This is a genomic window from Nocardioides sp. 616 (assembly GCF_002930065.1).
In the GTDB taxonomy this organism is placed as follows: domain Bacteria; phylum Actinomycetota; class Actinomycetes; order Propionibacteriales; family Nocardioidaceae; genus Nocardioides; species Nocardioides houyundeii.
Window position 1 is genome coordinate 474,878 of the sequence record NZ_POAG01000017.1, and the last position, 22,868, is coordinate 497,745.

23 protein-coding genes are annotated in these 22,868 nt (G+C 71.9%); 1 reads left to right on the forward strand and 22 read right to left on the reverse strand.

Translation table 11 applies throughout. The features are described from left to right. Nucleotides 1-21 precede the first annotated feature (21 nt). From C5H89_RS08705 to C5H89_RS08760, 11 genes are read right to left on the reverse strand one after another with little or no spacing between them, the layout of a single operon-like run. Nucleotides 22-888 (reverse strand): A24 family peptidase, encoded by an 867-nt coding sequence (locus C5H89_RS08705; RefSeq protein WP_114149417.1) that lies wholly within the window; start codon nucleotides 886-888, stop codon nucleotides 22-24. Beyond that, entirely contained in the window at nucleotides 888-1,703 is an 816-nt protein-coding gene (locus C5H89_RS08715; RefSeq protein ID WP_104106860.1) for a shikimate dehydrogenase, read from the reverse strand. Before C5H89_RS08715 ends, C5H89_RS08705 begins: the two co-directional genes overlap by 1 nt. A 22-nt stretch (nucleotides 1,704-1,725) precedes the next feature. After that, complete coding sequence (gene mltG, locus C5H89_RS08720; protein ID WP_104106601.1) at nucleotides 1,726-2,862, reverse strand: endolytic transglycosylase MltG; 1,137 nt, start codon at nucleotides 2,860-2,862, stop codon at nucleotides 1,726-1,728. Continuing rightward, nucleotides 2,855-3,316 (reverse strand): Holliday junction resolvase RuvX, encoded by a 462-nt coding sequence (gene ruvX, locus C5H89_RS08725; RefSeq protein ID WP_104106602.1) that lies wholly within the window; start codon nucleotides 3,314-3,316, stop codon nucleotides 2,855-2,857. Before ruvX ends, mltG begins: the two co-directional genes overlap by 8 nt. Before the next feature lies 1 nt (nucleotide 3,317). After that, nucleotides 3,318-6,038 (reverse strand): alanine--tRNA ligase, encoded by a 2,721-nt coding sequence (alaS, locus tag C5H89_RS08730; protein WP_104106603.1) that lies wholly within the window; start codon nucleotides 6,036-6,038, stop codon nucleotides 3,318-3,320. Then, nucleotides 6,038-6,334, reverse strand: coding sequence for a DUF6167 family protein (locus C5H89_RS08735; protein WP_104106604.1), 297 nt, complete (start codon nucleotides 6,332-6,334; stop codon nucleotides 6,038-6,040). The genes alaS and C5H89_RS08735 overlap by 1 nt, the downstream gene beginning before the upstream one ends. Next, the gene (locus tag C5H89_RS08740) at nucleotides 6,331-6,813 is read right to left on the reverse strand and encodes a hypothetical protein (protein WP_162799291.1); all 483 of its coding nucleotides are present in this window, start codon (nucleotides 6,811-6,813) and stop codon (nucleotides 6,331-6,333) included. Before C5H89_RS08740 ends, C5H89_RS08735 begins: the two co-directional genes overlap by 4 nt. Nucleotides 6,814-6,824: 11 nt before the next feature. Further along, nucleotides 6,825-8,186, reverse strand: coding sequence for a replication-associated recombination protein A (locus C5H89_RS08745; RefSeq protein ID WP_240181800.1), 1,362 nt, complete (start codon nucleotides 8,184-8,186; stop codon nucleotides 6,825-6,827). 45 nt (nucleotides 8,187-8,231) lie between these two features. Further along, nucleotides 8,232-10,025 (reverse strand): aspartate--tRNA ligase, encoded by a 1,794-nt coding sequence (gene aspS, locus C5H89_RS08750; protein ID WP_104106606.1) that lies wholly within the window; start codon nucleotides 10,023-10,025, stop codon nucleotides 8,232-8,234. Continuing rightward, the gene (gene hisS, locus C5H89_RS08755; protein WP_104106607.1) at nucleotides 10,022-11,407 is read right to left on the reverse strand and encodes a histidine--tRNA ligase; all 1,386 of its coding nucleotides are present in this window, start codon (nucleotides 11,405-11,407) and stop codon (nucleotides 10,022-10,024) included. The genes aspS and hisS overlap by 4 nt, the downstream gene beginning before the upstream one ends. A gap of 2 nt (nucleotides 11,408-11,409) precedes the next feature. Then, complete coding sequence (locus tag C5H89_RS08760; RefSeq protein WP_104106608.1) at nucleotides 11,410-12,132, reverse strand: MBL fold metallo-hydrolase; 723 nt, start codon at nucleotides 12,130-12,132, stop codon at nucleotides 11,410-11,412. Nucleotides 12,133-12,223: 91 nt separating this feature from the next. Here C5H89_RS08760 and C5H89_RS08765 point away from each other — a divergent pair, with 91 nt between their 5' ends. Next, on the forward strand, nucleotides 12,224-13,471 hold the full coding sequence (locus C5H89_RS08765) for a DUF349 domain-containing protein (RefSeq protein WP_104106609.1): 1,248 nt from the start codon (nucleotides 12,224-12,226) through the stop codon (nucleotides 13,469-13,471). A gap of 41 nt (nucleotides 13,472-13,512) precedes the next feature. Here C5H89_RS08765 and C5H89_RS08770 read toward each other — a convergent pair whose 3' ends face one another. From C5H89_RS08770 to C5H89_RS08820, 11 genes are all read right to left on the reverse strand, one after another. Further along, nucleotides 13,513-15,747 (reverse strand): bifunctional (p)ppGpp synthetase/guanosine-3',5'-bis(diphosphate) 3'-pyrophosphohydrolase, encoded by a 2,235-nt coding sequence (locus C5H89_RS08770; protein WP_104106863.1) that lies wholly within the window; start codon nucleotides 15,745-15,747, stop codon nucleotides 13,513-13,515. A gap of 89 nt (nucleotides 15,748-15,836) precedes the next feature. Continuing rightward, nucleotides 15,837-16,376 carry an adenine phosphoribosyltransferase gene (locus C5H89_RS08775; protein ID WP_104106862.1) on the reverse strand — a complete coding sequence of 180 codons (540 nt, stop codon included), beginning with the start codon at nucleotides 16,374-16,376 and terminating at the stop codon, nucleotides 15,837-15,839. A gap of 20 nt (nucleotides 16,377-16,396) precedes the next feature. After that, nucleotides 16,397-16,702: a preprotein translocase subunit YajC gene (gene yajC, locus C5H89_RS08780; protein ID WP_162799292.1), complete on the reverse strand. Its 306-nt coding sequence runs from the start codon at nucleotides 16,700-16,702 to the stop codon at nucleotides 16,397-16,399. Between the two features lie 79 nt (nucleotides 16,703-16,781). Next, a complete protein-coding gene (gene ruvB, locus C5H89_RS08785) occupies nucleotides 16,782-17,852 on the reverse strand; it encodes a Holliday junction branch migration DNA helicase RuvB (protein ID WP_104106611.1) in 1,071 nt (356 codons plus the stop codon). Between the two features lies 1 nt (nucleotide 17,853). After that, a complete protein-coding gene (gene ruvA, locus C5H89_RS08790) occupies nucleotides 17,854-18,453 on the reverse strand; it encodes a Holliday junction branch migration protein RuvA (RefSeq protein WP_104106612.1) in 600 nt (199 codons plus the stop codon). Beyond that, on the reverse strand, nucleotides 18,450-19,007 hold the full coding sequence (ruvC, locus tag C5H89_RS08795; protein WP_205304964.1) for a crossover junction endodeoxyribonuclease RuvC: 558 nt from the start codon (nucleotides 19,005-19,007) through the stop codon (nucleotides 18,450-18,452). Before ruvC ends, ruvA begins: the two co-directional genes overlap by 4 nt. A 100-nt stretch (nucleotides 19,008-19,107) precedes the next feature. Then, nucleotides 19,108-19,872, reverse strand: coding sequence for a YebC/PmpR family DNA-binding transcriptional regulator (locus C5H89_RS08800; RefSeq protein ID WP_101524613.1), 765 nt, complete (start codon nucleotides 19,870-19,872; stop codon nucleotides 19,108-19,110). A gap of 36 nt (nucleotides 19,873-19,908) precedes the next feature. After that, complete coding sequence (pdxT, locus tag C5H89_RS08805; protein WP_104106614.1) at nucleotides 19,909-20,526, reverse strand: pyridoxal 5'-phosphate synthase glutaminase subunit PdxT; 618 nt, start codon at nucleotides 20,524-20,526, stop codon at nucleotides 19,909-19,911. Continuing rightward, nucleotides 20,523-21,074 carry a hypothetical protein gene (locus C5H89_RS08810; RefSeq protein WP_104106615.1) on the reverse strand — a complete coding sequence of 184 codons (552 nt, stop codon included), beginning with the start codon at nucleotides 21,072-21,074 and terminating at the stop codon, nucleotides 20,523-20,525. The genes pdxT and C5H89_RS08810 overlap by 4 nt, the downstream gene beginning before the upstream one ends. Then, entirely contained in the window at nucleotides 21,071-21,982 is a 912-nt protein-coding gene (gene pdxS / locus C5H89_RS08815) for a pyridoxal 5'-phosphate synthase lyase subunit PdxS (protein WP_104106616.1), read from the reverse strand. The genes C5H89_RS08810 and pdxS overlap by 4 nt, the downstream gene beginning before the upstream one ends. A gap of 89 nt (nucleotides 21,983-22,071) precedes the next feature. Continuing rightward, complete coding sequence (locus tag C5H89_RS08820; RefSeq protein WP_104106617.1) at nucleotides 22,072-22,866, reverse strand: fused MFS/spermidine synthase; 795 nt, start codon at nucleotides 22,864-22,866, stop codon at nucleotides 22,072-22,074. Nucleotides 22,867-22,868: the final 2 nt, after the last annotated feature.

Here is a 22,868-nt window from a genome sequence, read left to right on the forward strand (position 1 = left end):
ACGTCGCCTCTGCGGCCTCGCTCAGGCTCCGCCCCCGGCGAGATAGGACCAGGTCCAGGGACCCACCACGACGCCCAGGAAGGCCCCGATCACCAGGAACGGACCGAAGGGCACGCCCTTGCGGTCCGCCAGGCGCAGCATGGCCAGCAGCGCACCCCCGACCCCGCCCACCAGGAACGCCGAGTAGAGGCCCGCCAGCAGCTCGCCCCAGCCGAGGTAGCCCAGGGCGATGCCGAGGATCCCCGACAGGCGTACGTCACCGAACCCCAGGCCGCGGGGATGGATGAACCACAGCACGAAGAAGCAGGCGAGGGCGATGACACCTCCCAGCCCGGCGCGCACCAGGTCGTCCAGGTCTCCGGAGACCACACCGGCGGCCACGGCGAGCACGACCAGGACCCAGTACGTACGACGGATCACCCAGGTGGGCAGGAGCCGGGTGCGCCAGTCCACGACGGCCAGCGCGATCAGCACCGGTGTCAGCGGCAGCCACAGCAGCAGGGACCAGTCCCAGCCGAGCACGGCGCCGACGAGGGCGCCAGCGGCCACCGAGGCCACGGGGACGCCGACGCGGGTCCCCCGGCCGGCAGCGATGTCGACGTAGAGCGCCTTCGGCGCCGGCTCCGGCTGCGGCACAGCCGCATCGGCGGTCGCAACCACCTCGGTCGGCCTCGTGTCCTCGACCGGCGTCGCGACCTCGACCGGCGTCGCGACCTCGACCGTCGTCGCGACCTCGAGCGGCGCCGGGTCCTCGAGCGGCGCCGGGTCCTCGAGCGGCGCCGGGTCTGGGGCCGGGTCCGGGGCCGGTTCCGGCACCCGGCGCACCAGCGACGGCATCAGCAAGCCACCTGCGCCGGCCACCAGGGCACCCAGGACGGCGGAGCCCATCACCGAGCGCCACGCTCGCTGAGCGCCCTCTCCCCCGGCGCACGCATCACCGCGAGCGGCGCCGGAAGCCCGGTGAACAGGGTGAACTGCAGCGCAGCCTGGTGGACGAGCAGGTCGAGCCCGGAGACGACCACGCCCTCGGCCGCGGCCGCCAGCGGTGTGGGCCACGGGTCGTAGAGGACGTCGAAGAGGCACGGGGCCGCGGCCAGCGCCGAGACCAGGGCCGCGTCCTGAGCCGCGGCCGGGATGGTGGAGACCACGATGTCGGCGGCTCCCAGCGCCGGCTCCGCCAGGGACTCGATCCGCACCTCGGGGCGCGACGGGTGGGCTGCCAGGGCGGCTCGAGTCTCCTCGGCGCGGTCCGCGGAGCGCACGAGCAGCGTGAACGAGGTGACGCCCAGCTCGCACAGCGCCAGCCCCACCGAGGTGGCGGTGGCTCCGCCCCCGAGCACCACCGCGCTATCCGGGGGCCGATCGGTGCGTTCGCCGATCGCGGCCATCGCGCCCGGAAGGTCGGTGTTGTGACCGCGCACCCCGTCGTCGAGCACCAGCGTGTTCACCGCTCCGCTCATCGCGGCGTGCGGCGTGACGTCAGTGACCAGCGCCATCGCCTCGCGCTTGAGCGGCATGGTCAGGGACAGGCCGCGCCACGTCTGGTCCAGCCCCGCGAGGAACGCGGTCAGCCCGCCGGCGGGCACCCGGTGCGCGTCGTAGGTCCAGTCCAGACCGAGCGCGGCGTATCCCGCCCGGTGCAGCACCGGGGAGAGCGAGTGCTCGATCGGGTCACCGAGCACGCCGCAGGTCCGGGGAGTCATCTCGACTCCCCGCACCCGAGGCTCAACACGTCTCCGGGTGGCGGTCGCAGAGCTCTTGGTCGAAGGTCAGGAACTCCTGGTAGTCGTCGGTGAACTTGGTCTCGCCGGTCTCAAGGTTCACCGTGACCCAGAAGAGCCAGGGCCCCTCGGCCGGGTTGGCTGCCGCGGCGATGGCCGCGTCACCCGGCGCCTCGATCGGGGTCGGCGGCAGACCCGCGCGGGTGTAGGTGTTGTACGGCGTGTCCTGCTGGAGCTGCTCGCTGGTCAGGCCGACGCCCAGCTCCTGGTCGAGCCCGTAGTTGACCGACGCGTCGATCTGGAGCTTGCCGTTCGTGATGCCGTTCTCCGGGTTCTCCAGCCGGTTGTAGATCGTCCGGGCGATCTTCGGCATGTCGTCGCCGCGACCCTCGGCCTCTACGAGCGAGGCGATGATCATCAGCTCGGCAGGCGTGTACCCCAGCTCGGAGGCACGCTGCTCCAGCTGCGCCGCGTCGGCGGCCTGTCGCCAACGGTCCACCATCCGCCGCAGCAGGTCGGCAGGCTGCTCCTTCGGACCGATCTCGTACGTCGCGGGGAACAGGTAGCCCTCCGGGTTGCCCCCGGCGTACTCGGGCAGACCGAGGTCCGACGACAGGGCCTTCTCCCACTTCTTGGCCGGGAAGGACGTCTCCTCGCCCAGCAGGGCGACGATGTCGGCCACTCGCAGGCCCTCTGGGATCGTCACCGTGTTGCGGACCTGGTTGGAGGGGTCCATCAGGATGTCGAGCGCGTCCACGGCCCGCATCTCCTTGGCGAGCTCGTAGGTGCCTGCCTGGATGCTGCTGGAGTTCGGGTCCGCCGAGGCGGCGTCGATGAACGCCTGGACCGAGGCGACGACCTTCTCCTTCTTCAGGCCCCGGCCCATCGCGGCCACGGTGTCACCCTCCTCGACCTGGAAGGTCACCGTGCCGGTCCCGGGGCCGGGGTAGTCCTCCACCGAGCCGAACTGGTCGGAGACGAAGTCCACGCCCTTGGTGACCCCGAGGTACAGCCCGCCCGCCAGCACCGCCAGGGCGACGAGCACGGCGAGGCACCCGGCCGGACCGCGGCGCTTCTTGCGGGCGCCGCCCGCGCGGTACTCGGCTTCATCGGACGCCGGCAGGACGCGGCTCTCATCCATCGTTGACCTCGACGATCTCTCCGGGCGCCGCACCGGAGCTTCGCTCCGTGTCCAGCGCGTGTTGCAGGATGACGACGGCTGCGGCCTGGTCGACCACCGCACGTCGATTGCTGCCCTTGCGCCCCCGGTCTCGGAGCATCGCCTCTGCCGTGACCGTGGTCAAGCGCTCGTCGCAGAGTCTCACGACCACCGGGGCTACCTTGCGCGCCAGGCCGGCCGCGAACTCCCGGGCCTTCGCGGCGGCCGGCCCCTCTGCGCCGGACAGCGAGCGAGGAAGGCCGACGACGATCTCGACGGCCTCTTCCTCGGCCGCGATCCGGGCGATCCTGCGCACATCGCCGCGCCCTCGGGGAACGGTCTCCACCGGGGTGGCCAGGAACCCCGACGGGTCGCTGCGCGCGACCCCGATCCGGGCGTCGCCGGGATCGATGCCCAGCCGTACACCGTGCCGCACGTCAGCGGCCAGCCAGGGCGCTGGCCACGGCGCCCGGGACTGCGGCGACGGCCGCGTCCACCCCGGAGGCGTCGGTGCCGCCGCCCTGGGCGAGGTCGGGCTTGCCACCGCCCTTGCCGCCGACCAGGGGGCCGACGGCGCGGACCAGGTCGTTGGCCGAGAGGCCCTGTGCCCGCGCGGCCTCGTTGGTCGCCGCCACGACCGAGACCTTGCCGCCGTCGACGCCGATCAGCACCACGACACCGGCCCGGGCCGGGTCGAGCCGGCCGCGCACGTCGGTGGCCAGGGTGCGGACGTCACCGGCACCTGCGCCGGGCAGGGCCTGGGCAACCACCGAGACTCCGGACACGTCGGTGGCGCCCTCTGCGAGCGCCGTACCTCCGGCGAGCAGCTGGCCCAGGCGGACCTTGTCCAGCTCCTTCTCGGTGGCGCGAAGCCGCTCCACCATGTCCTGGACCCGCGACACGAGGTCGTCGGGCTGGGTCTTGAGCACCCCGGTGAGCTGCTGCACCACGTCGCGCTCCCGCGCCAGGTAGGCGAAGCCCTCGATCCCGGTGAACGCCTCGATCCGACGGTTGCCCGACCCGACCGAGGACTCCCCGGTCACCACGAGGGTGCCGATCTGGGAGGAGTGGTCGACGTGGGTGCCGCCGCACAGCTCGCGCGACCACGGTCCGCCGATCTCCACGACGCGGACCAGCTCGGCGTCGTAGGTCTCGCCGAAGAGCGCGATCGCGCCCCACTCCTTGGCCTCGGCCAGGGTCATGTACTGCGCCGCGACCGCGAGGTCCTGGCGCAGGGCCTGGTTGGAGACGGTCTCGATGTCGCGCACCTGCTCGGGCGAGAGCCCCGAGCCCCAGCCGAAGTCGAGCCGGAGGTAGCCGGGACGGTTGTAGGAGCCGGACTGCAGAGCCGAGGGGCCGAGCACCTCGCGCAGCGCGGCGTGCACCACGTGGGTCCCGGAGTGCGCCTGCCGCGCCCCGAGGCGCCACTGCGGGTCCACCTGGGCGTGCAGCACCTTGGTCGCTGCGTCCACCTCACCCTCGAGCACCCGCACCTGGTGCACCACCAGCCCGCGCACGGGACGCTGGACGTCGAGCACCTCCAGCACGCCGCCGGCGTACTCGATCCGCCCGGCGTCGGCCGCCTGGCCGCCGGACTCGGCGTAGAACGGGGTGCGGTCCAGGACGATCTCTCCCACCTGGCCGGCCTCGAGCCGGTCCACGGCGTGTCCCTCGCGCAGCAGGGCGACCGGGGCGGACTCGGTCTCCAGCCGCTCGTAGGCCAGCCACTGCGTGGGTCCGTGCTCGTCGAGGATGGCGCGGTAGGCCGAGGTGTCGGCGTGCTGGCCCTTCTTGGCGCGGGCGTCGGCCTTGGCCCGCTCCCGCTGCTCGGCCATCAGGCCGCGGAAGCCGACCTCGTCGACCGCCAGGCCCTGCTCGGCGGCCATCTCCAGGGTGAGGTCGATCGGGAACCCGTAGGTGTCGTGCAGGGCGAAGGCCTGGTCGCCGGGGAGCACCGCGGCGCCGCTGGCCTTGACCTCGTGCGCGGCCAGGTCGAAGATCTGGGTGCCTGCCTGGAGGGTCTTGCGGAACGCCTCCTCCTCGGCGAAGGCCACCCGGGAGATGCGCTGCCAGTCCGAGTGCAGGTCGGCGTAGGTCTCGCCCATCTTGTCCCGGCTGATCGGGAACAGCTCGGGCAGTGCGGGGTCCTCGTAGCCCAGCAGCCGCATGGAGCGCACCGCGCGCCGCAGCAGGCGGCGCAGCACGTAGCCCCGGGCCTCGTTGCCGGGGGTGACCCCGTCACCGATCAGCATCATCGAGCTGCGGATGTGGTCGGCCACCACGCGGAACCGCACGTCGTCGACCGGGTCCGCCCCGTAGCGGCGACCGGTGAGCTCCTCGGCCCGCTGGATCACCGGGAACATGACGTCGATCTCGTACATGTTCTCCTTGCCCTGGAGCAGGAAGGCGACGCGCTCCAGGCCCATGCCGGTGTCGATGTTGCGCTTGGGCAGGCTGCCGGAGACGTCGAAGTCCTCCTTGGACCGCACGGCGCTGAGCTCGTCCTGCATGAAGACCAGGTTCCAGATCTCCAGGTAGCGGTCCTCGAGCTTGGTGGGCATCTCGGTGCGGGTCGTGGTGCCGAACTCGCCGTCCGGCCCGTAGGCCGGGCCGCGGTCGTAGAGGATCTCCGAGCACGGACCACCGGGACCGGGGACGCCCATGGACCAGTAGTTCTCCTTGCGTCCCAGCTTGACGATGCGGTCCTCGGGCAGCCCCGTGACCTTCATCCACAACGCGAGCGCCTCGTCGTCACCGTGCAGGATCGAGGGCCACAGGCGGCTCTCCTCGAGCCCGAAGCCGCCGTCGGCCTGGCTCTTGGTGACCAGCTCCCAGGCCAGGGAGATGGCGCCCTCCTTGAAGTAGTCGCCGAAGGAGAAGTTGCCGCACATCTCGAAGAACGTCCCGTGCCGGGTGGTCTTGCCGACGTCCTCGATGTCCGGGGTGCGCACGCACTTCTGGATGCTGGTGGCGCGGGCGTACGGCGGCGTCTCCTGGCCCAGGAAGTACGGCTTGAAGGGCACCATGCCGGCGTTCACGAAGAGCAGGTTGGGGTCGTCCAGCAGCAGCGACGCCGACGGCACCGCGGTGTGCGGGCCGTAGGAGGACCCGGCCTCAAAGTGCGCGAGGAAGCGGCGGCGGATCTCGGCGGTGTCCATCAGTCGGTGTCTTTCGTGTGGTCGGTCGGAAGGTGCAGGCTGGGTGGCGTCGCGGGGGCGGACGCGGTGAGCTGTGGCGTGTGGTCGGGCACGAGGCCGAAGCGCTCGCGCAGCTGCGTCTCCCGATCCTGCTGCCCGGCACGGACCTCCTCGCGGAACAGCCGGGCGCCGGCTCCCGCCCCGCGCATCCGGTCCCGGAGGCCGTCGACGCTCAGGCTCTCGGCAGCGCGACGGACCCGGGTGACGGCGTAGGCCCCGGCCCCCGCGCCGGCCACGAACCACAGGCTCCGGCTCATGCCACGTCTCCCGGCTCGCGGGCGTAGTACTGGCGCAGGGCCTCCTTGACGTCGGCCTTGCGGCGGCGCCCGGCGCGCCGGGTCTCGCGGCGCACCTCGAACCGGATCCGGTTGCGCTGCTCCGGTGCCAGCGCCCGGCGTACGCCGTGGGCCAGGGAGGCCACCTTGACCACGCCCTCGCGCAGCACGATGTCGGCGAAGAGCCGTCCCTCGATCCGGCTCGGGACGGGTGCGGGCTCGGCGGGCCCGGGAGTGCCACCGACCTCGGTGATCACGAACTCGTGAGGCTGCTCGCCGGCCGGCGCGGCCGGGCCCGTGCGCTCCAGCAGCTCCAGCCTGGCGCGCAGCTCCTGCTGCTCGCGGAGCGCGGCAGCGAGCGCCGTGCGGGTGCTGGTCCGCAGGCGCACCAGTGTCACGACCAGCGCGCAGACCACCAAGGCCGCAGCGCCGATCACCGCAGGGACCATCTGTTCGCTCACAGAGGGGAACCCTACCTGCCCCTCGACTGGCCCCTGACGAGCCGCCGCACCCGCTCCCAGCGTTCCTTCAGGGTTGCCTCGGCACCCAGGGCGGTGGGCCGGTAGTACTCGGCGTCCGCGACCACGTCGGGTGCGTACTGCTGCTGGGCGATGCCGAACGGCTCGTCGTGGGCGTACTTGTAGGTGACGCCGTGCCCGAGCTTCTTGGCGCCGCCGTAGTGGGCGTCGCGCAGGTGCGGCGGTACCGGGCCGATCTTGCCGGCGCGCACGTCGGCGCTGGCGCGGTCGATGGCCGAGATCACCGCGTTGGACTTGGGGGCGAGCGCCAGCGCGATGGTGGCCTGGGCGAGGTTGAGCCGGGCCTCGGGCATCCCGATCAGCTGCACCGCCTGCGCGACCGCCACCGCGGTGGTCAGCGCGGTCGGATCGGCCAGGCCGATGTCCTCGCTGGCCAGGATCACCAGGCGGCGGGCGATGAAGCGGGGGTCCTCCCCCGCCTCCACCATTCGGGCCAGGTAGTGCAACGCCGCGTCGGCGTCGGAGCCGCGGACCGACTTGATGAAGGCGCTCGTCACGTCGTAGTGCTGGTCCCCCTGGCGGTCGTAGCGCACGGCCGCCTGGTCCACCGCCGTCTCGGCCAGGGAGAGGGTGATGACGTGGGCGTCGTCGCCGCCGACCGAGGTGGCCGCACCCGCGGCCGCCTCGAGGTAGGTCAGCGCACGGCGGGCGTCGCCCCCGGCGAGGCGGACCAGGTGGTCCCGAGCGTCCTCCTCGAGGGTGAACCTCCCCCCGAGGCCGCGCTCGTCCTCCAAGCCGGAGGTGATCACCTCGCTGACGTCGTCGTCGGTCAGCGAGGTGAGCCGCAGCAGCAGGCTGCGCGAGAGCAGCGGCGAGATGACGGAGAAGAAAGGGTTCTCCGTGGTGGCGGCGACCAGGGTGACCCAGCGGTTCTCCACCCCCGGCAGCAGCGCGTCCTGCTGGGCCTTGGAGAACCGGTGCACCTCGTCGACGAAGAGCACGGTCTCGCGCCCGCCGCGGGAGAGCTCCGAGCGCGCCGCGTCGATCGCGGCGCGGACCTCCTTGACGCCGGCCGACACCGCCGAGACCTCGACGAAGCGCCGGTCTGTCTGGTTGCTGACGATGGCGGCGATCGTCGTCTTGCCCGTCCCGGGAGGCCCCCACAGCAGCAGTGACATCGACTGGTCGCCCTCGACCAGTCGGCGCAGCGGCGAGCCCTCGGCGCGCAGCTGCGGCTGCCCGACCAGCTCGTCCAGGGTGCGCGGACGCATCCGCACCGCCAGCGGAGCCGAGGAGTGGGTGTTGACCCCCAGGGACCCGGCGGAGGGACTCGGGGTGTCGAAGAGTCCCTCCACGTCAGTCACTGCCCCAGCCTAGGCCCAGCGCACGGGCGGGCCATCTCAGCGCTCCCCCGCGGTGTCCTCAGCTGTCGGCTTCGCGGCCGGCTTGGCGTCGACCCCGGCCTCCTTGCGCTGCTCGGGGGTGATCGGCGCCGGAGCCTCGGTCAGCGGGTCGTAGCCGCCGCCGGACTTGGGGAAGGCGATCACGTCGCGGATGGAGTCGCTGCCCGAGAGGATCGCGGCGATCCGGTCCATGCCGACCGCGATGCCGCCGTGCGGCGGGGCGCCGTACTTCAGCGCCTCGAGCAGGAAGCCGAACTTCTCCTCCGCCTCGGCCTCGTCGATGCCCATCACCGCGAAGACCCGCTTCTGCACGTCCTCGCGGTGGATACGGATGGACCCGCCGCCCAGCTCGTTGCCGTTGCACACGATGTCGTAGGCGTAGGCAAGCGCTTCGCCGGGCGCCTCCTCGAAGGAGTCGAGGAACTCCGGCTTCGGGCTGGTGAAGGCGTGGTGCACCGCGGTCCAGGCCCCGGCACCCACCGCGACGTCGCCGCTGGCGACCGCGTCGGAGGCCGGCTCGAACAGCGGCGCGTCGACCACCCAGGTGAAGGCGAAGGCGGACTCGTCGATCAGACCGCCGCGGCGCCCGATCTCCAGGCGGGCGGCGCCCAGCAGCGCGCGGCTCGACTTCGCCTCGCCGGCGCCGAAGAAGATGCAGTCTCCGGGGTTGGCGCCCACGTGGGCGGCCAGGCCCTCCAGCTCGGTCGCCGACAGGTTCTTGGCCACCGGGCCACCCAGGGTGCCGTCCTCGCCGACCAGGACGTAGGCCAGGCCCTTGGCGCCGCGCTGCTTGGCCCACTCCTGCCAGGCGTCGAGCTGCTTGCGCGGCTGGCTGGCGCCGCCGGGCATCACCACGGCGCCCACGTAGGGGGCCTGGAAGACCCGGAACGGCGTCTCGGCGAAGAACTCGGTGCACTCCACCAGCTCCAGGCCCATCCGCAGGTCCGGCTTGTCGGAGCCGAAGCGGCGCATCGCCTCGGCGTAGGTCAGCCGAGGGATGGGGCGCGGGATCTCGTGCCCGACCAGCGCCCACATCTCGGTGAGCACGTCCTCCATCAGCGAGATGACGTCCTCCTGGTCCACGAAGCTCATCTCGATGTCGAGCTGGGTGAACTCGGGCTGCCGGTCGGCGCGGAAGTCCTCGTCCCGGTAGCAGCGGGCGATCTGGTAGTACCGCTCCAGCCCGCCGACCATCAGCAGCTGCTTGAACAGCTGAGGGCTCTGCGGCAGCGCGTACCAGCTGCCGGGACGCAGTCGCGCCGGCACCACGAAGTCGCGGGCACCCTCCGGGGTGGACCGGGTCAGGGTCGGGGTCTCGACCTCGACGAAGTCGCGGCGGTCCAGCACGTCGCGGGCGGCCTTGTTGATCCGGCTGCGCAGCCGGATGGCCGCGGCCGGACCGCTGCGGCGCAGGTCCAGGTAGCGGTGCTTGAGCCGGATCTCCTCCCCCACGTCGACGTTGTCGTCGATGGGGAACGGCAGGGGCGCGGAGGTGCTGAGCACCTCGACGTCGGAGGCGATGACCTCGACCTCGCCGGTGGGGATCGCGTCGTTGGTGTTGCCCTCGGGGCGCGCGCTGACCTCACCGCTGATCTTGAGGCAGAACTCGTTGCGCAGGCTGTGGGCCACGGCCTCGTCGCGGATGACCACCTGGACGATGCCGCTGGCGTCGCGCAGGTCCAGGAAGGCCACCCCACCGTGGTCGCGACGGCGTGCCACCCACCCGGCGAGGGTGACGGTCTGGCCGACGTGCTCGGAGCGGAGCGCTCCGGCGTCATGGGTGCGGATCACGAGGTGGTCTCCTTGGGGTTGCGTGCGGTGTCTGTGTGGGTGCTGGGGCCGACGACGCGGACCTGCGGTCGCAGGTCCTCGGCGGGCGGCGTCCAGGTGTTCGGGTCGGCGGTGTGCTGGTCGCCGGTGCGGATGTCCTTCACGGTGTGCTCCGGTTCGCCGGGGAACCAGACCCAGGGGATGCCGCGGCGCTCGGCGTAGCGGATCTGCTTGCCGAACTTGCTCGCGGTGGCGGCGACCTCGCATGGCACGCCGCTGCGGCGCAGCGCCGTGGCCACCGCGTCGGAGGCGCTGCGGGACTCCTCGTCCACGAGCGCCACCAGGACCGCGCTGGGCACGCTGCGGTCGGCGGTGAGCAGGCCCTTGTTGAGCAGCGGCACCAGCACCCGGCTCACGCCGAGCGAGATGCCCACCCCCGGGTACGTCGTACGGCCGTCGGCGGCGAGGGCGTCGTAGCGTCCGCCGGAGCAGATCGACCCCAACGACTCGTAGCCGTCCAGGCGGGTCTCGAACACGGTCCCGGTGTAGTAGTCCAGGCCCCGAGCGATCTTGAGGTCCGCCTCGAGACGCACGGAGTCGGTGACCAGGTCGGCACAGCCTCGCATCAGGGCACCGAGCTCGCCGATGCCCTCCTCCAGCAGCGGGTGCTCCACCCCGAGGGCCCGCACCTGCTCGGCGAAGGAGTCGTCGGGCGTGCAGATCCGGGCCAGGGCGAGCACCTTGTCGGCACGTTCGGCGTCCAGCAGCTGGTGCTCGGTGACCAGGAGGTCCCGCACGGCCTGCTCGGGCAGCTTGTCGAGCTTGTCGACCAGCCGCATCACCTCGTCGACGTCGCTCACGCCCAGTCCGGCGTAGAAGCCCTGGAGCAGCTTGCGGTTGTTGACCTGGAGGCGGAAGCCGGGCAGGAACGAGAGCCCCTTCAGCGCCTCCACCATCACCCGGGTGATCTCGACGTCGTGGTGGAACGGCAGCTCGCCGGCGCCCACGATGTCGATGTCGGCCTGGGTGAACTCCCGGAAGCGGCCGTCCTGGGGTCGCTCGCCCCGCCACACCTTCTGGATCTGGTAGCGCCGGAACGGGAACTCGAGCTTGCCGGAGTTCTCCAGCACGTAGCGGGCGAAGGGCACGGTGAGGTCGAAGTGCAGGCCGATGCCGGAGTCCCGTCCCCCGTCGTCCTCCTGCAGGCGGCGCAGGACGTAGACCTCCTTGGAGGTGTCGCCCTTGCGCAGCAGCTGGTCCATCGGCTCGACGGCACGCGTCTCGATGCCGGCGAAGCCGTGCAGCTCGAAGGTGCGCGCCAGGGTCGAGACCACCTCGACCTCGACGCTGCGCTGAGCCGGCAGCAGCTCGGGGAACCCGCTCAGCGGGCGTGGCTTGGACATGGCTAGAGACCTCGGGTCACTCGGCCTGCGGAGCCGCCCTCGAGCAGCTCGCGCAGGTAGGGGTTGGTCGCGCGCTCGCGGCCGATGGACGTCTGCTCGCCGTGACCGGGCAGGACCACGATGTCGTCGGCGAGCGGGAGCACCTTCTCGGTCAGGCTGCGCAGCATCGTGGCGTGGTCGCCGCCGGGCAGGTCGGTGCGCCCGATGGAGCCGGCGAACAGCAGGTCCCCGGAGAACATCACCTCGGAGATGTCGCGCTGGCCCCCCACCTCGCCGTACGGCGTGCGGAAGGTGACCGATCCCTGGGTGTGGCCCGGCGTGTGGTCGACGGTGAACCGCAGGCCGGCCACCTCGAGCTCCTGCAGGTCGCTCAGCTCGCGCACGTCCTCGGGCTCGGCCCACTCGTACGACCCGCCGAGCAGCATCTGCGTCGACTCGCGCGACATGCCGGCCATCGGATCGGTGAGCAGGTGCCGGTCGCTGGGATGCACCCAGGCGGTCGCGTCGTAGGTGCCGGCGACCGGGGCCACGCACCACATGTGGTCGATGTGCCCGTGGGTGACCAGCACCGCGACCGGCTTGAGCTTGTTCTCCCGCACCACCTGATCCACGCCTGCGGCGGAGTCCTTGCCCGGGTCGATGACCAGGCACTCGTTGCCCGGACCGGTGGACACGACGTAGCAGTTGGTTCCCCAGGGACCTGCGGGGAATCCGGCGATGAACACGGTGATGGACGCTCGATTCACGACTGGGTTTTTGCGGGCAGGTGAGTCAGCCTACCGAGGCCCGCGCGGCGATTGACTAGCATGGGCGACCATGAGCGCGCAGAAGCAGTCGGAGTGGGGCCGGGTGGCCGAGGACGGCACCGTCTATGTGAAGACCACGGCCGGCGAGAGGGCGGTGGGACAGTACCCTGCGGGCACGCCCGAGGAGGCCCTGGCGTTCTTCACCGAGCGCTTCGCCGCGCTGGAGTTCGAGGTCGGGCTGCTGGCCCAGCGCATCGCCGCCGGCAAGGTCTCCCCCGAGGAGGCCGCGGCCGCCGTCAAGACGGTGCGGCAGCAGGTGAGCGAGGCCAACGCCGTAGGTGACCTGGACGGCCTGGCGGGCAAGCTGGACGCCCTCGGACCGGTGATCGCCATCCAGCGCGAGGCCCGCAAGGCGGAGCGGGCCCAGCGCGTCGCGGAGTCCAAGGACCGCAAGGAGAAGATCGTCGCGGAGGCCGAGCGGCTGGCCGAGGGCAACGACTGGCGCAACGGCGCCAACCGCCTGCGCGACCTGCTGGAGGAGTGGAAGGCCCTGCCTCGCCTGGAGAAGGGCGCCGACGACGTCCTGTGGCGCAGGTTCTCCACCGCCCGCACCACCTACACCCGTCACCGCAAGAGCCACTTCGCCGAGCAGCACGAGAAGCGCGACGCCGCCAAGACCATCAAGGAGCGACTGGCCAAGGAGGCCGAGGCGCTCGCCGAGTCCACCGACTGGGGGCCGGCCTCGGGGCGTTTCCGGGACCTGATGCGTGACTGGAAGGCCGCCGGTCCCGCGCCTCGCGAGGTCGAGGAGAAGCTGTGGAAGAGGTTCCGGGGCGCCCAGGACACGTTCTTCGGCAACCGCGACTCCGCGAACGCGGCGCTGGACCAGGAGTTCGCCGCCAACGCGGAGGTCAAGGAAGCACTGCTGGTCGAGGCGGAGGCCCTGGTGGCCGACCTGGAATCGGCCGACCTGGACGCGGTGAAGGCCACGTTCCGCGACCTGGCCGACCGTTGGGACGCCGCCGGCAAGGTGCCGCGGGACCGGATCAAGGACCTCGAGGGCCGGATGCGGGCCGTCGAGCAGGCCATCCGTGGCGTCGAGGAGGCGCAGTGGCGCCGCAGCGACCCGGAGAAGTCCGCGCGGGCCGACGACCTCGTCGGCAAGCTGGAGGCTGCGATCGCCGAGATCGAGGGCCGGCTGGAGAAAGCCCGCAGCGCTGGCGACGACAAGGCTGTTCGCGACCTGGAGGAGAACCTCGAGGGTCGTCGCGCCTTCCTGGAGATGGCTCGGAAGGCCGCCGAGGAGTTCTCCGGCTGAGGCCTCTCAGCGCGCCGTGACCTGCGACGCCTGCCGGGTCCCTACTGGGTGACCCGGTAGGCGTCGAAGACGCCCGGCACGCCTCGGACCGCGCGCAGCACGCTGTCCAGGTGCGTGGAATCGGCCATCTCGAAGGTGAACCGGCTCTTGGAGACCCGGTCCCGAGTGGTCTGCAGGGTGGCGCTGAGGATGTTCACGTGCGTGTCCGACAGAGCCATCGTGATGTCGGAGAGCAGGCGCGCCCGGTCCAGCGCCTCGACCTGGATGTTGACCAGGAACGTGGACTGGCCCGTCGGCGCCCACTCCACCCCGACCAGGCGCTCGGCCTGGCTCTGCAGGCTGGTCGCGTTGGTGCAGTCGCGGCGGTGGACCGAGACTCCCCCGCCCTTGGTCACGAAGCCCAGGATCGGGTCCGGCGGCACCGGCGTGCAGCACTTGGCGAGCTTGACCAGCACGTCGCCGCTGCCCTCCACGACCACCCCGCTGTCACCGGCCGTGGGCGTCTTGCCCCGGCCCCTGCGCCCGGTGATCGTGACGCCCTCGGCGAGGTCCTCGGCCGCTCCGTCGTCGCCCCCGTGCAGGTCGATCACCTTGCGTACGACGGCCTGCGCGGAGAGGTTGCCCTCCCCCACGGCGGCGTACAGCGCGGAGACGTCCTGGAGCCGGTAGTGGACAGCGGCCAGGGTCAGGGACTCGTGCGAGAGCAGCCTCTTGAGCGGCAGGCCCTCCTTGCGCATCAGGCGGGCGATCTGGTCCTTGCCCCGCTCGATGGCCTCCTCGCGCCGCTCCTTGGTGAACCACTGCCGGATCTTGGAGCGGGCCCGCGGCGACTTGACGAAGTTGAGCCAGTCCAGCGACGGTCCGGCGGTGGCGGCCTTGGAGGTGAAGACCTCGACCACGTCGCCGTTGTCCAACGGGGACTCCAGCGGCACCAGGCGTCCGTTGACCCGGGCCCCGATCGTGCGGTGGCCGACCTCGGTGTGCACCGCGTAGGCGAAGTCGACCGGGGTGGCCGCCGCGGGCAGGGCGATCACGTCCCCGCGCGGGGTGAAGACGTAGACCTCCGCGCGGTTCATCTCGAAGCGCAGCGACTCCAGGAACTCGCCCGGATCCTCGACGTCGCTCTGCCAGTCCATGAGCTGACGCAGCCAGGCCATGTCGTCCATGTCGCCGGCGCGGTCGGTGTCCACCCCGTTGCGGGTGTCCTCCTTGTACTTCCAGTGGGCCGCGACGCCGTACTCCGCGCGCCGGTGCATCGCGAAGGTGCGGATCTGCACCTCCACCGGCTTGCCGGCCGGGCCGATCACCGTGGTGTGCAGCGACTGGTACATGTTGAACTTCGGCATCGCCACGTAGTCCTTGAACCGCCCCAGGACCGGGTTCCAGCGCGAGTGCAGCACCCCGAGGACGGAGTAGCACTCGCGGTCCTCCTCGACCAGGACGCGGATGCCCACCAGGTCGTAGATGTCGGAGAACTCCCGGCCACCCACGATCATCTTCTGGTAGATCGAGTAGTAGTGCTTGGGCCGGCCGCTGACCTTGGCCTTGATCCGCGAGTCCTTCAGGTCGTCCTTGACCTGGTCGATGACCTGGGCCAGGAACTGGTCGCGGGACGGCGCCCGCTCGGCGACCATCCGCACGATCTCGTCGTAGATCTTGGGGTGCAGGGTGGCGAACGCCAGGTCCTCAAGCTCCCACTTGAGGGTGTTCATGCCCAGCCGGTGGGCCAGCGGCGCGTAGATGTCCAGGGTCTCGCGGGCGGTCCGCTCCTGGCTGGCCTGCGGGACGTAGCGCAGCGTGCGCATGTTGTGCAACCGGTCGGCGAGCTTGATGACCAGCACGCGGATGTCGCGGGCCATCGCCACGATCATCTTGCGGATCGTCTCGGCCTGCGCGGCGTCGCCGTACTTGACCTTGTCGAGCTTGGTGACCCCGTCGACGAGCACCGCGACCTCGTCACCGAACTCCGCGCGCAGCTCGTCCAGCGTGTACGGCGTGTCCTCGACCGTGTCGTGCAGCAGGGCCGCGACCAGGGTCGGCTCGGTCATGCCGATGTCGGCCAGGATCGTGGCGACCGCCAGCGGGTGGGTGATGTAGGGATCACCGCTCTTGCGCATCTGGGTGCCGTGCTTCTGCTCGGCCACCAGGTAGGCCCGCTCCAGCAGCGCCAGGTCCGCCTTGGGGTGGTTGGCGCGCACCGCACGGAACAGCGGCTCCAGCACCGGGTTGCCGGCCTGGCTGGTGCGGGTGCCGATCCGGGCCAGGCGGGCCCGCATCGAGCGCGCCGACACCGGGACCTCCGAGGCGCGCTCCTGCTCGGGGGCCTGGGCGCTTTCCTCGGTCATCGCACCAGTCTAGTCACGGCTCAGATGGTCAGCAGGGCGGTGCAGGGAAGGTCGCTGACCAGGCCCCGTCCCTCCAGGAAGGCGATCTCCATGAGCACCGCCAGACCGGTCACGATGCCACCGCACGTCTCCACCAGTCGGCGGGTGGCGGCCGCCGTGCCGCCGGTGGCCAGCACGTCGTCGACCAGCAGCACCCGGTCACCCGGCGCCACGGCGTCGTGGTGCAGCTCCAGGGTGGCCTCGCCGTACTCCAGGGCGAAGGACTCGGCGTGCGCCCCGCGGGGCAGCTTGCCCGCCTTGCGCACCGGCACGAACCCCGCGCCCAGGGCGAGCGCGACCGGGGCGGCGAGGATGAAGCCCCGGGCCTCCATGCCCACGACCTTGTCGACGACCGGCCGGCCGTCCGCGTCCCGTCCGGCCTGCGCCAGGGCGACCACGACCGCCTCGAAGGCGGCGTGGTCGGCCAGCACCGGGGTGATGTCCTTGAAGACCACGCCCGGCGTGGGGAAGTCCTGGACGTCGACGACGAGCTTGTCCAGGGCGCCACGGGCGCGCAGCACCTCCGGGGTCTCCACGACGCTCACACCTCTGGGGTGGTCGGCTCGGTGCCGGTGCCGGTGCCGGTGCTGGGCGACTCGACCGCTGCCACCGCACCACGAGCCACCGAGACGACAACGCCCGGTGCGATCTCCGCCGAGACCCGGTCGTCCTGCACGGCGCTGAGCGTGGCGAAGATGCCAGAGCTCAGCAGCACCCGGTCACCGGGCTTGAGCTGGGACTGCAGGCCCGCGATCGCCTTCTGCCGACGCGACGCGGGACGCACGATCAGCAGCCAGAAGACCAAGGCGATCGCTGCCAGTGACAGCCACGAGACGTACTGCTCCAACGTGCTCAACCCTCTTCGAAACTTGGTGACAGGGAGGCCGACCTCCAGGCCGGCCACGAAGCACGAGTCTACGCAGGGGTCACTCGTCGAACAGCACCTCGTCCTGGCCGTCACCGGCGGGCGGGGTGAGACCGAGGTGCACCCAGGCGGCCGCGGTCGCGACCCGCCCGCGCGGGGTCCGGGCCAGGAAGCCGTTGCGCACCAGGAAGGGCTCGGCCACCTCCTCCACGGTCTCGCGCTCCTCCCCCACGGCCACAGCCAGGGTGGAGAGCCCTACCGGACCTCCGGCGAAGCGCCGGCAGAGCACGTCGATCACGGCGCGGTCCAACCGGTCCAGGCCCAGCTCGTCGACCTCGTAGAGCTCCAGGGCGACCCGGGCCACCTCGCGCGAGAGCACCCCGTCGGCGCGGACCTGGGCGTAGTCGCGCACCCGGCGCAGCAGCCGGTTGGCGATCCGCGGGGTGCCGCGGGAGCGGGACGCGATCTCCGCCGAGCCACCCTCGGTCAGGTTCACCCCGAGCAGCCCGGCGGAGCGGTGCACGATCAGGTCGAGCTCGTGGGGCTCGTAGAACTCCAGGTGCGCGGTGAACCCGAACCGGTCGCGCAGCGGCCCGGGCAGCAGCCCGGCCCGGGTGGTGGCTCCCACCAGGGTGAACGGCGGGATCTCCAGCGGGATCGCCGTCGCGCCGGGCCCCTTCCCGATGATCACGTCGACCCGGAAGTCCTCCATGGCCATGTAGAGCATCTCCTCGGCGGGCCGGGACATGCGGTGGATCTCGTCCACGAAGAGGACATCGCCCTCGTTGACCCCGCTCAGGATGGCGGCCAGGTCCCCGGCGTGGGTGATCGCCGGTCCGCTGGTGAGCCGCAGTGGTGTGGACATCTCCGCCGCGATGATCATCGCCAGCGTGGTCTTGCCCAAGCCGGGCGGTCCCGAGAGCAGCACGTGGTCAGGTGCCCGGCCCCGCTGCCGCGCCGCCTCCAGCACCAGGCCGAGCTGGTCCCGCACGCGGGTCTGCCCGACCACCTCGTCCAGGGTGCGGGGACGCAGCGCCGCCTCGATGGTGCGCTCGTCACCCTCGGCCTCGGCGGCAGTCAGCGACTGCAGGTGCCGCTCCTCGCTGGCGGCCAGCAACTCCTCGGGGTCCACCTCAGGCCTTGCTCAGCGTCTGGAGGGCGGCTCGCATGAGGCGTCCCACGTCGGGCTGGGCGCCGGCCTCGTCGGAGACCGCCTCGACGGCCTTGTCGGCCTCCTTGGCCGACCAGCCGAGGCCGAGCAGGCCCTGGTGGACCTGGTCCCGCCAGGGCTGGGCCGCGCTGACGCCGCCCGTCGTCGCGCCGGAGCCCGTGGGCGCGCCGATGCGGTCCCGGAGCTCGAGGATGATCCGCTGCGCGCCCTTCTGACCGATGCCCGGCACCCGCGTCAGCGTCTTGACGTCGTCGGAGGAGATCGCGCGGCGCAGGTCGTCCGGGGTCAGCACCGCCAGCATGGCCTGGGCGACCTTCGGGCCCACGCCGGAGGCCGTCTGGACCAGCTCGAAGCAGCCCTTCTCGTCGTCGTCGAGGAAGCCGAACAACGTCATGGAGTCCTCGCGCACCACCATGGAGGTGGGCAGCGTGGACTCGTGGCCGGGGCGCAGGGTGGCCAGGGTGCCCGGGGTGCACATCAGCTCCAGGCCGACGCCCCCCACCTCCAGGACCGCGGACAGTGGCGTGACGGCGGCGACCCGGCCGCGGACGAAGGCGATCAACGCAGGCTCCTGGAGGTCGTCGTGGAGGTCGTCGTGACAGAGCGGACGCGGGCGGCCTGCCTGGCCACCGCCTCCTCCAGGCGGGACTGGGCGCCGCCGCGCCAGATGTGGGTGATGGCCAGGGCCAGCGCGTCGGCGGCGTCCGCCGGCTTGGGCGGGGCGCTCAGCCGCAGGATGCGCGTCACCATGGCGCCCACCTGGGCCTTGTCGGCGCGACCGCTGCCCGAGACCGCCGCCTTGACCTCGCTGGGAGTGTGGAGGGCCACCGGGAGACCCCGGCGAGCCGCCGCGACCAGCGCGATGCCGCTGGCCTGGGCAGTGCCCATGATGGTGCTGGAGTCGGAGCGGGCGAAGACCCGCTCGACGGCGACGGCGTCCGGCGCGTACTCGTCGAGCCAGGCGTCGATGCCCTTCTCGATGGTGACCAGGCGCAGCGCCACGGGCTGGTCGGCACTGGTGCGGATCACGTTGACGTCGATCAGGCTCAGCGGCCGGCCGACCTCGCCCTCGACCATGCCGATTCCGCACCGGGTCAGGCCGGGGTCAATCCCCAGGACACGCATGAGCCACCTTTTTCGTCGAACGTGTGTTCGCACGACACGCTATCCCCCGACGAGGGACCGATCACCCCGCGACACGCGCGGGGTGGAGGCCTCAGTCCTCGAGCTCGGCCAGCACCTCGTCGGGCACGTCCACGTTGGTGAACACGTTCTGCACGTCGTCGAGGTCCTCCAGCGCGTCGACCAGCTTGAAGACCTTGGGGGCAGCCTCGGCGTCCACCGGGATCTCCAGGCTCGCCACGAACTCCACGTCCGCGGAGTCGTAGTCGATGCCCGCCGCCTGCAGTGCCGTGCGCACCTGCACCACGTCGGTCGCCTCGGACTGCACCTGGAAAGACTCGTCCAGGTCGTTCACGTCCTCGGCCCCGGCGTCCAGCGTCGCCTCCAGCAGGTCGTCCTCGGTCACCTCACGGGACTCCTGGCTCTTGGGCACCGTCACCACGCCCTTGCGGGTGAACAGCCGCGAGACCGAGCCCGGATCGGCCATCGTGCCGCCGTTGCGGGTGACCGCGGTGCGGACCTCCATCGCGGCGCGGTTGCGGTTGTCGGTCAGGCACTCGACCAGGAGGGCGACGCCCTGGGGGCCGTAGACCTCGTACATGATCGTGGAGTACTCCGCGCCGCCCGCCTCGGCACCGGAGCCGCGCTTGACGGCGCGGTCGATGTTGTCGTTGGGGACCGAGGACTTCTTCGCCTTCTGGACCGCGTCGTAGAGCGTGGGGTTGCCGGAGAGGTCGCCGCCGCCCATCTTCGCCGCGACCTCGATGTTCTTGATCAGCTTGGCGAACAGCTTGCCGCGCTTGGCATCGACGGCCGCCTTCTTGTGCTTGGTGGTCGCCCATTTGGAGTGGCCAGACATCAGTCCCTCTTCTGCTCGCTGCGATGGTCTGCGGGGTCAAGCCCGGCGCACCGCGTCCACGAACAATCCGTGGACGCGCCCGTCGCCACCCACCTCGGGGTGGAACGACGTGGCCAGCACCGAACCCTGCCGGACGGCCACGATCCTACCCACGGTGTCCCGGCTCGCGTCGGGGGCCGTTTGCACCCGGGCCAGCACCTCGACCGCGGGGCCGGCCTGCTCCACCCAGGGAGCCCGGATGAAGACCGCGTGGACCGGGTCCGCGAGCCCCGCGAGGTCCAGGTCCTGCTCGAAGCTCTCGGCTTGGCGCCCGAAGGCGTTGCGCCGCACGGTGACGTCGAGCCCGCCGATGCTCACCTGGTCGCGGGTGCCCGCCTCGATCCGGTCGGCGAGCAGGATCATCCCCGCGCAGGTGCCGAGGACGGGCATCCCCTCCGCGATCCGCGCGCGCAGCGGATCCATCAGGCCGAAGGTCACCGCGAGCTTCGCCATCGTCGTCGACTCCCCTCCCGGGAGCACCAGGCCGTGGCAGGCCGCCAGCTCCTCGGGGCGGCGTACCCGCATCGCGTGGACGCCGAGGGACCCCAGGGTGGCCACGTGCTCGCGCACGTCGCCCTGGAGGGCGAACACCCCGATCGTGGGCGCTGCGGTCACGGCCGCGCCTGCCAGGTCACCGAGAGCAGCAGCCGGCCGCGCTCGAAGGCCGCCGGCACCTGGTGGCGCGCCAGCACCCGCAGCACCCCGGACAGCAGGTCGTCGCCCGGCACCGCGTCGGTGAGGTCGGGGTGGGACAGGGTGACCTCGAGCACCCCGTGGTCCAGGGAGTGCCACACGTCGGGGTGGGTGAACCACAGGACGCCGCGCAGCTCACCGGGGTCGAGGCCTCGTCCCGCCGCGGCACGGTCGGCCACCCCGGCCCGGACCGCTACCCCGCGGTTGCGCAGGTCGGTCAGCGCGCTGACCAGCCGGTCGTGACCGGTGACCTCGGGCCAGCGTGTCGCCTCGGCGCGCAGCGCGGCGGTCTCCGCGGCGATCCACGCCCGGGCAAGCACCTGGGGATCGGTTCCCGGGAGCTCGACCTCGATCGCCTCGACCAGCTCGGCGAGCACGGTCTCGGGTGGGTGCAGCCCGGTGCGCACCTGGAGTCGGGCCAGGTGGCGCAGGCCGTTCTCGGCGCGGCGTCTGGCGTCGGGTTCCGTCACCAGCCGCGCTCGGAGAGCCGGTGCGACTGGGGCAGCTCGTCGACGTTGATGCCCACCATCGCCTCGCCGAGGCCGCGGGAGACCTTCGCGACCACGCTGGGGTCGTCGTAGAACGTGGTGGCCTGGACGATCGCCTCCGCGCGCTGCTCGGGGTTGCCGGACTTGAAGATCCCCGATCCCACGAACACCCCCTCGGCACCCAGCTGCATCATCATCGCCGCGTCCGCCGGCGTGGCGATGCCACCGGCGGTGAACAGCACGACCGGCAGCTTGCCGGCCTCGGCGACCTCCCGGACCAGCTCGTACGGCGCCTGCAGCTCCTTGGCCGCGACGTACAGCTCGTCGGGCGCCATCGCTCCCAGACGCCGGATCTCGGCCCTGATGGTGCGCATGTGGGTGACCGCGTTGGAGACGTCACCGGTGCCTGCCTCGCCCTTGGAGCGGATCATCGCCGCTCCTTCGGTGATCCGGCGCAGCGCCTCGCCCAGGTCGGTGGCGCCGCACACGAACGGCACGGTGAAGTCCCACTTGTCGATGTGGTTGGCGTAGTCGGCGGGGGTGAGCACCTCGGACTCGTCGATGTAGTCCACTCCCAGGCTGGCCAGGACCTGTGCCTCGGCGAAGTGACCGATCCGTGCCTTGGCCATGACCGGGATGGAGACGGTCTCGATGATCGAGTCGATCATGTCCGGGTCGCTCATCCGGGAGACCCCGCCCTGGGCGCGGATGTCCGCGGGCACCCGCTCGAGCGCCATCACCGCCACGGCCCCGGCGTTCTCCGCGATCCTGGCCTGCTCCGCGGTGACGACGTCCATGATCACGCCGCCCTTGAGCATCTCCGCCATGCCGCGCTTGACGCGGGACGTGCCGGTGCTGGTCGCAGGAGCCTGGGGGTTGTCTTCGGTCATGTGTCGATCGTATGCGCGCGGCCCCCAAGCACCCGCCGCGCCCGCAGTGCGGGCAGCCCGGCGCCCGTGGCCCGCCTGGGGCGACCGCCTCAGGGCGCGCCGGAGGCCTCGGAGTCGGAGTCGGTGAAGGGCACTCCGCCGCCGAAGAAGTCACCGACCTGGGTCCCCGCCAGGACCCGGAACCCGGTCTGGCGCCCCCTCAGCCGCGCGTGCACCGTGTCGAGGGGCTGCTGCCGCGTCGAGGCGAGGAGCAGGACGTTGCCGGCGCGCCGTCCCTTCAGCACCGCCGGCTCCACGTGCAGCGCGGTGGCGTCGAAGACGCTGCGCCCCGCGGCCAGCGCCCGGCGGCTCCAGGAGAACGGCGCGCGGTCCACCAGGTTGAACAGCAGCAGGCCGCCGTCGAGGAGCACACCGCGCATCGTGGTGAAGGCCTCCACGGTGACCAGGTCGGCCGGCACCCGGCCGCGGTCGAACGCGTCGACGAGGATCACCTCGGCGCTGTCCGGGCGCAACGCGCCCAACCCGGTGCGTCCGTCCTGCGGCCGGACCTTGATGCCGCTGCGTGGCGGCAGCGGGAGGTGCGCGCGTACCTGCTCGGTGGTCTCGGTGTCGGGCTCGAGCACGATCTGGGACGACCGGGGACGGGTGGCGGCGACGTAGCGCGGCAGGCTCATGGCCGCTCCCCCGACGTGCACCACCCGCAACGGCTCTCCCGGCGGATCTACGACGTCCAGCACGTCGCCGAGACGTCGTACGTAGTCGAAGGCGAGGTGCAGGGGGTCGGCCAGGTCGACGTAGGACTGGAGCTGACCGTCGGTGCGCAGCGCGAACGCGGTGCGCCGCTCGGTCGGGACGATCTCCGCTCCCCCGCCAGCGCTCGACACCG

What these genes read in the sequence shown, in the direction of transcription:
- C5H89_RS08735 (WP_104106604.1), bottom strand. Translation starts at nt 6,334, where the DNA reads ATGAGCCGGAGCCTGTGGTTCGTGGCCGGCGCGGGGGCCGGGGCCTAC.
- C5H89_RS08800 (WP_101524613.1), bottom strand. Translation starts at nt 19,872, where the DNA reads ATGTCTGGCCACTCCAAATGGGCGACCACCAAGCACAAGAAGGCGGCC.
- C5H89_RS08705 (WP_114149417.1), bottom strand. Translation starts at nt 888, where the DNA reads ATGGGCTCCGCCGTCCTGGGTGCCCTGGTGGCCGGCGCAGGTGGCTTG.
- pdxS (WP_104106616.1), bottom strand. Translation starts at nt 21,982, where the DNA reads ATGACCGAAGACAACCCCCAGGCTCCTGCGACCAGCACCGGCACGTCC.
- mltG (WP_104106601.1), bottom strand. Translation starts at nt 2,862, where the DNA reads ATGGATGAGAGCCGCGTCCTGCCGGCGTCCGATGAAGCCGAGTACCGC.
- alaS (WP_104106603.1), bottom strand. Translation starts at nt 6,038, where the DNA reads ATGGACACCGCCGAGATCCGCCGCCGCTTCCTCGCGCACTTTGAGGCC.
- C5H89_RS08770 (WP_104106863.1), bottom strand. Translation starts at nt 15,747, where the DNA reads ATGCGGGCCCGCCTGGCCCGGATCGGCACCCGCACCAGCCAGGCCGGC.
- C5H89_RS08715 (WP_104106860.1), bottom strand. Translation starts at nt 1,703, where the DNA reads ATGACTCCCCGGACCTGCGGCGTGCTCGGTGACCCGATCGAGCACTCG.
- hisS (WP_104106607.1), bottom strand. Translation starts at nt 11,407, where the DNA reads ATGTCCAAGCCACGCCCGCTGAGCGGGTTCCCCGAGCTGCTGCCGGCT.
- C5H89_RS08765 (WP_104106609.1), top strand. Translation starts at nt 12,224, where the DNA reads ATGAGCGCGCAGAAGCAGTCGGAGTGGGGCCGGGTGGCCGAGGACGGC.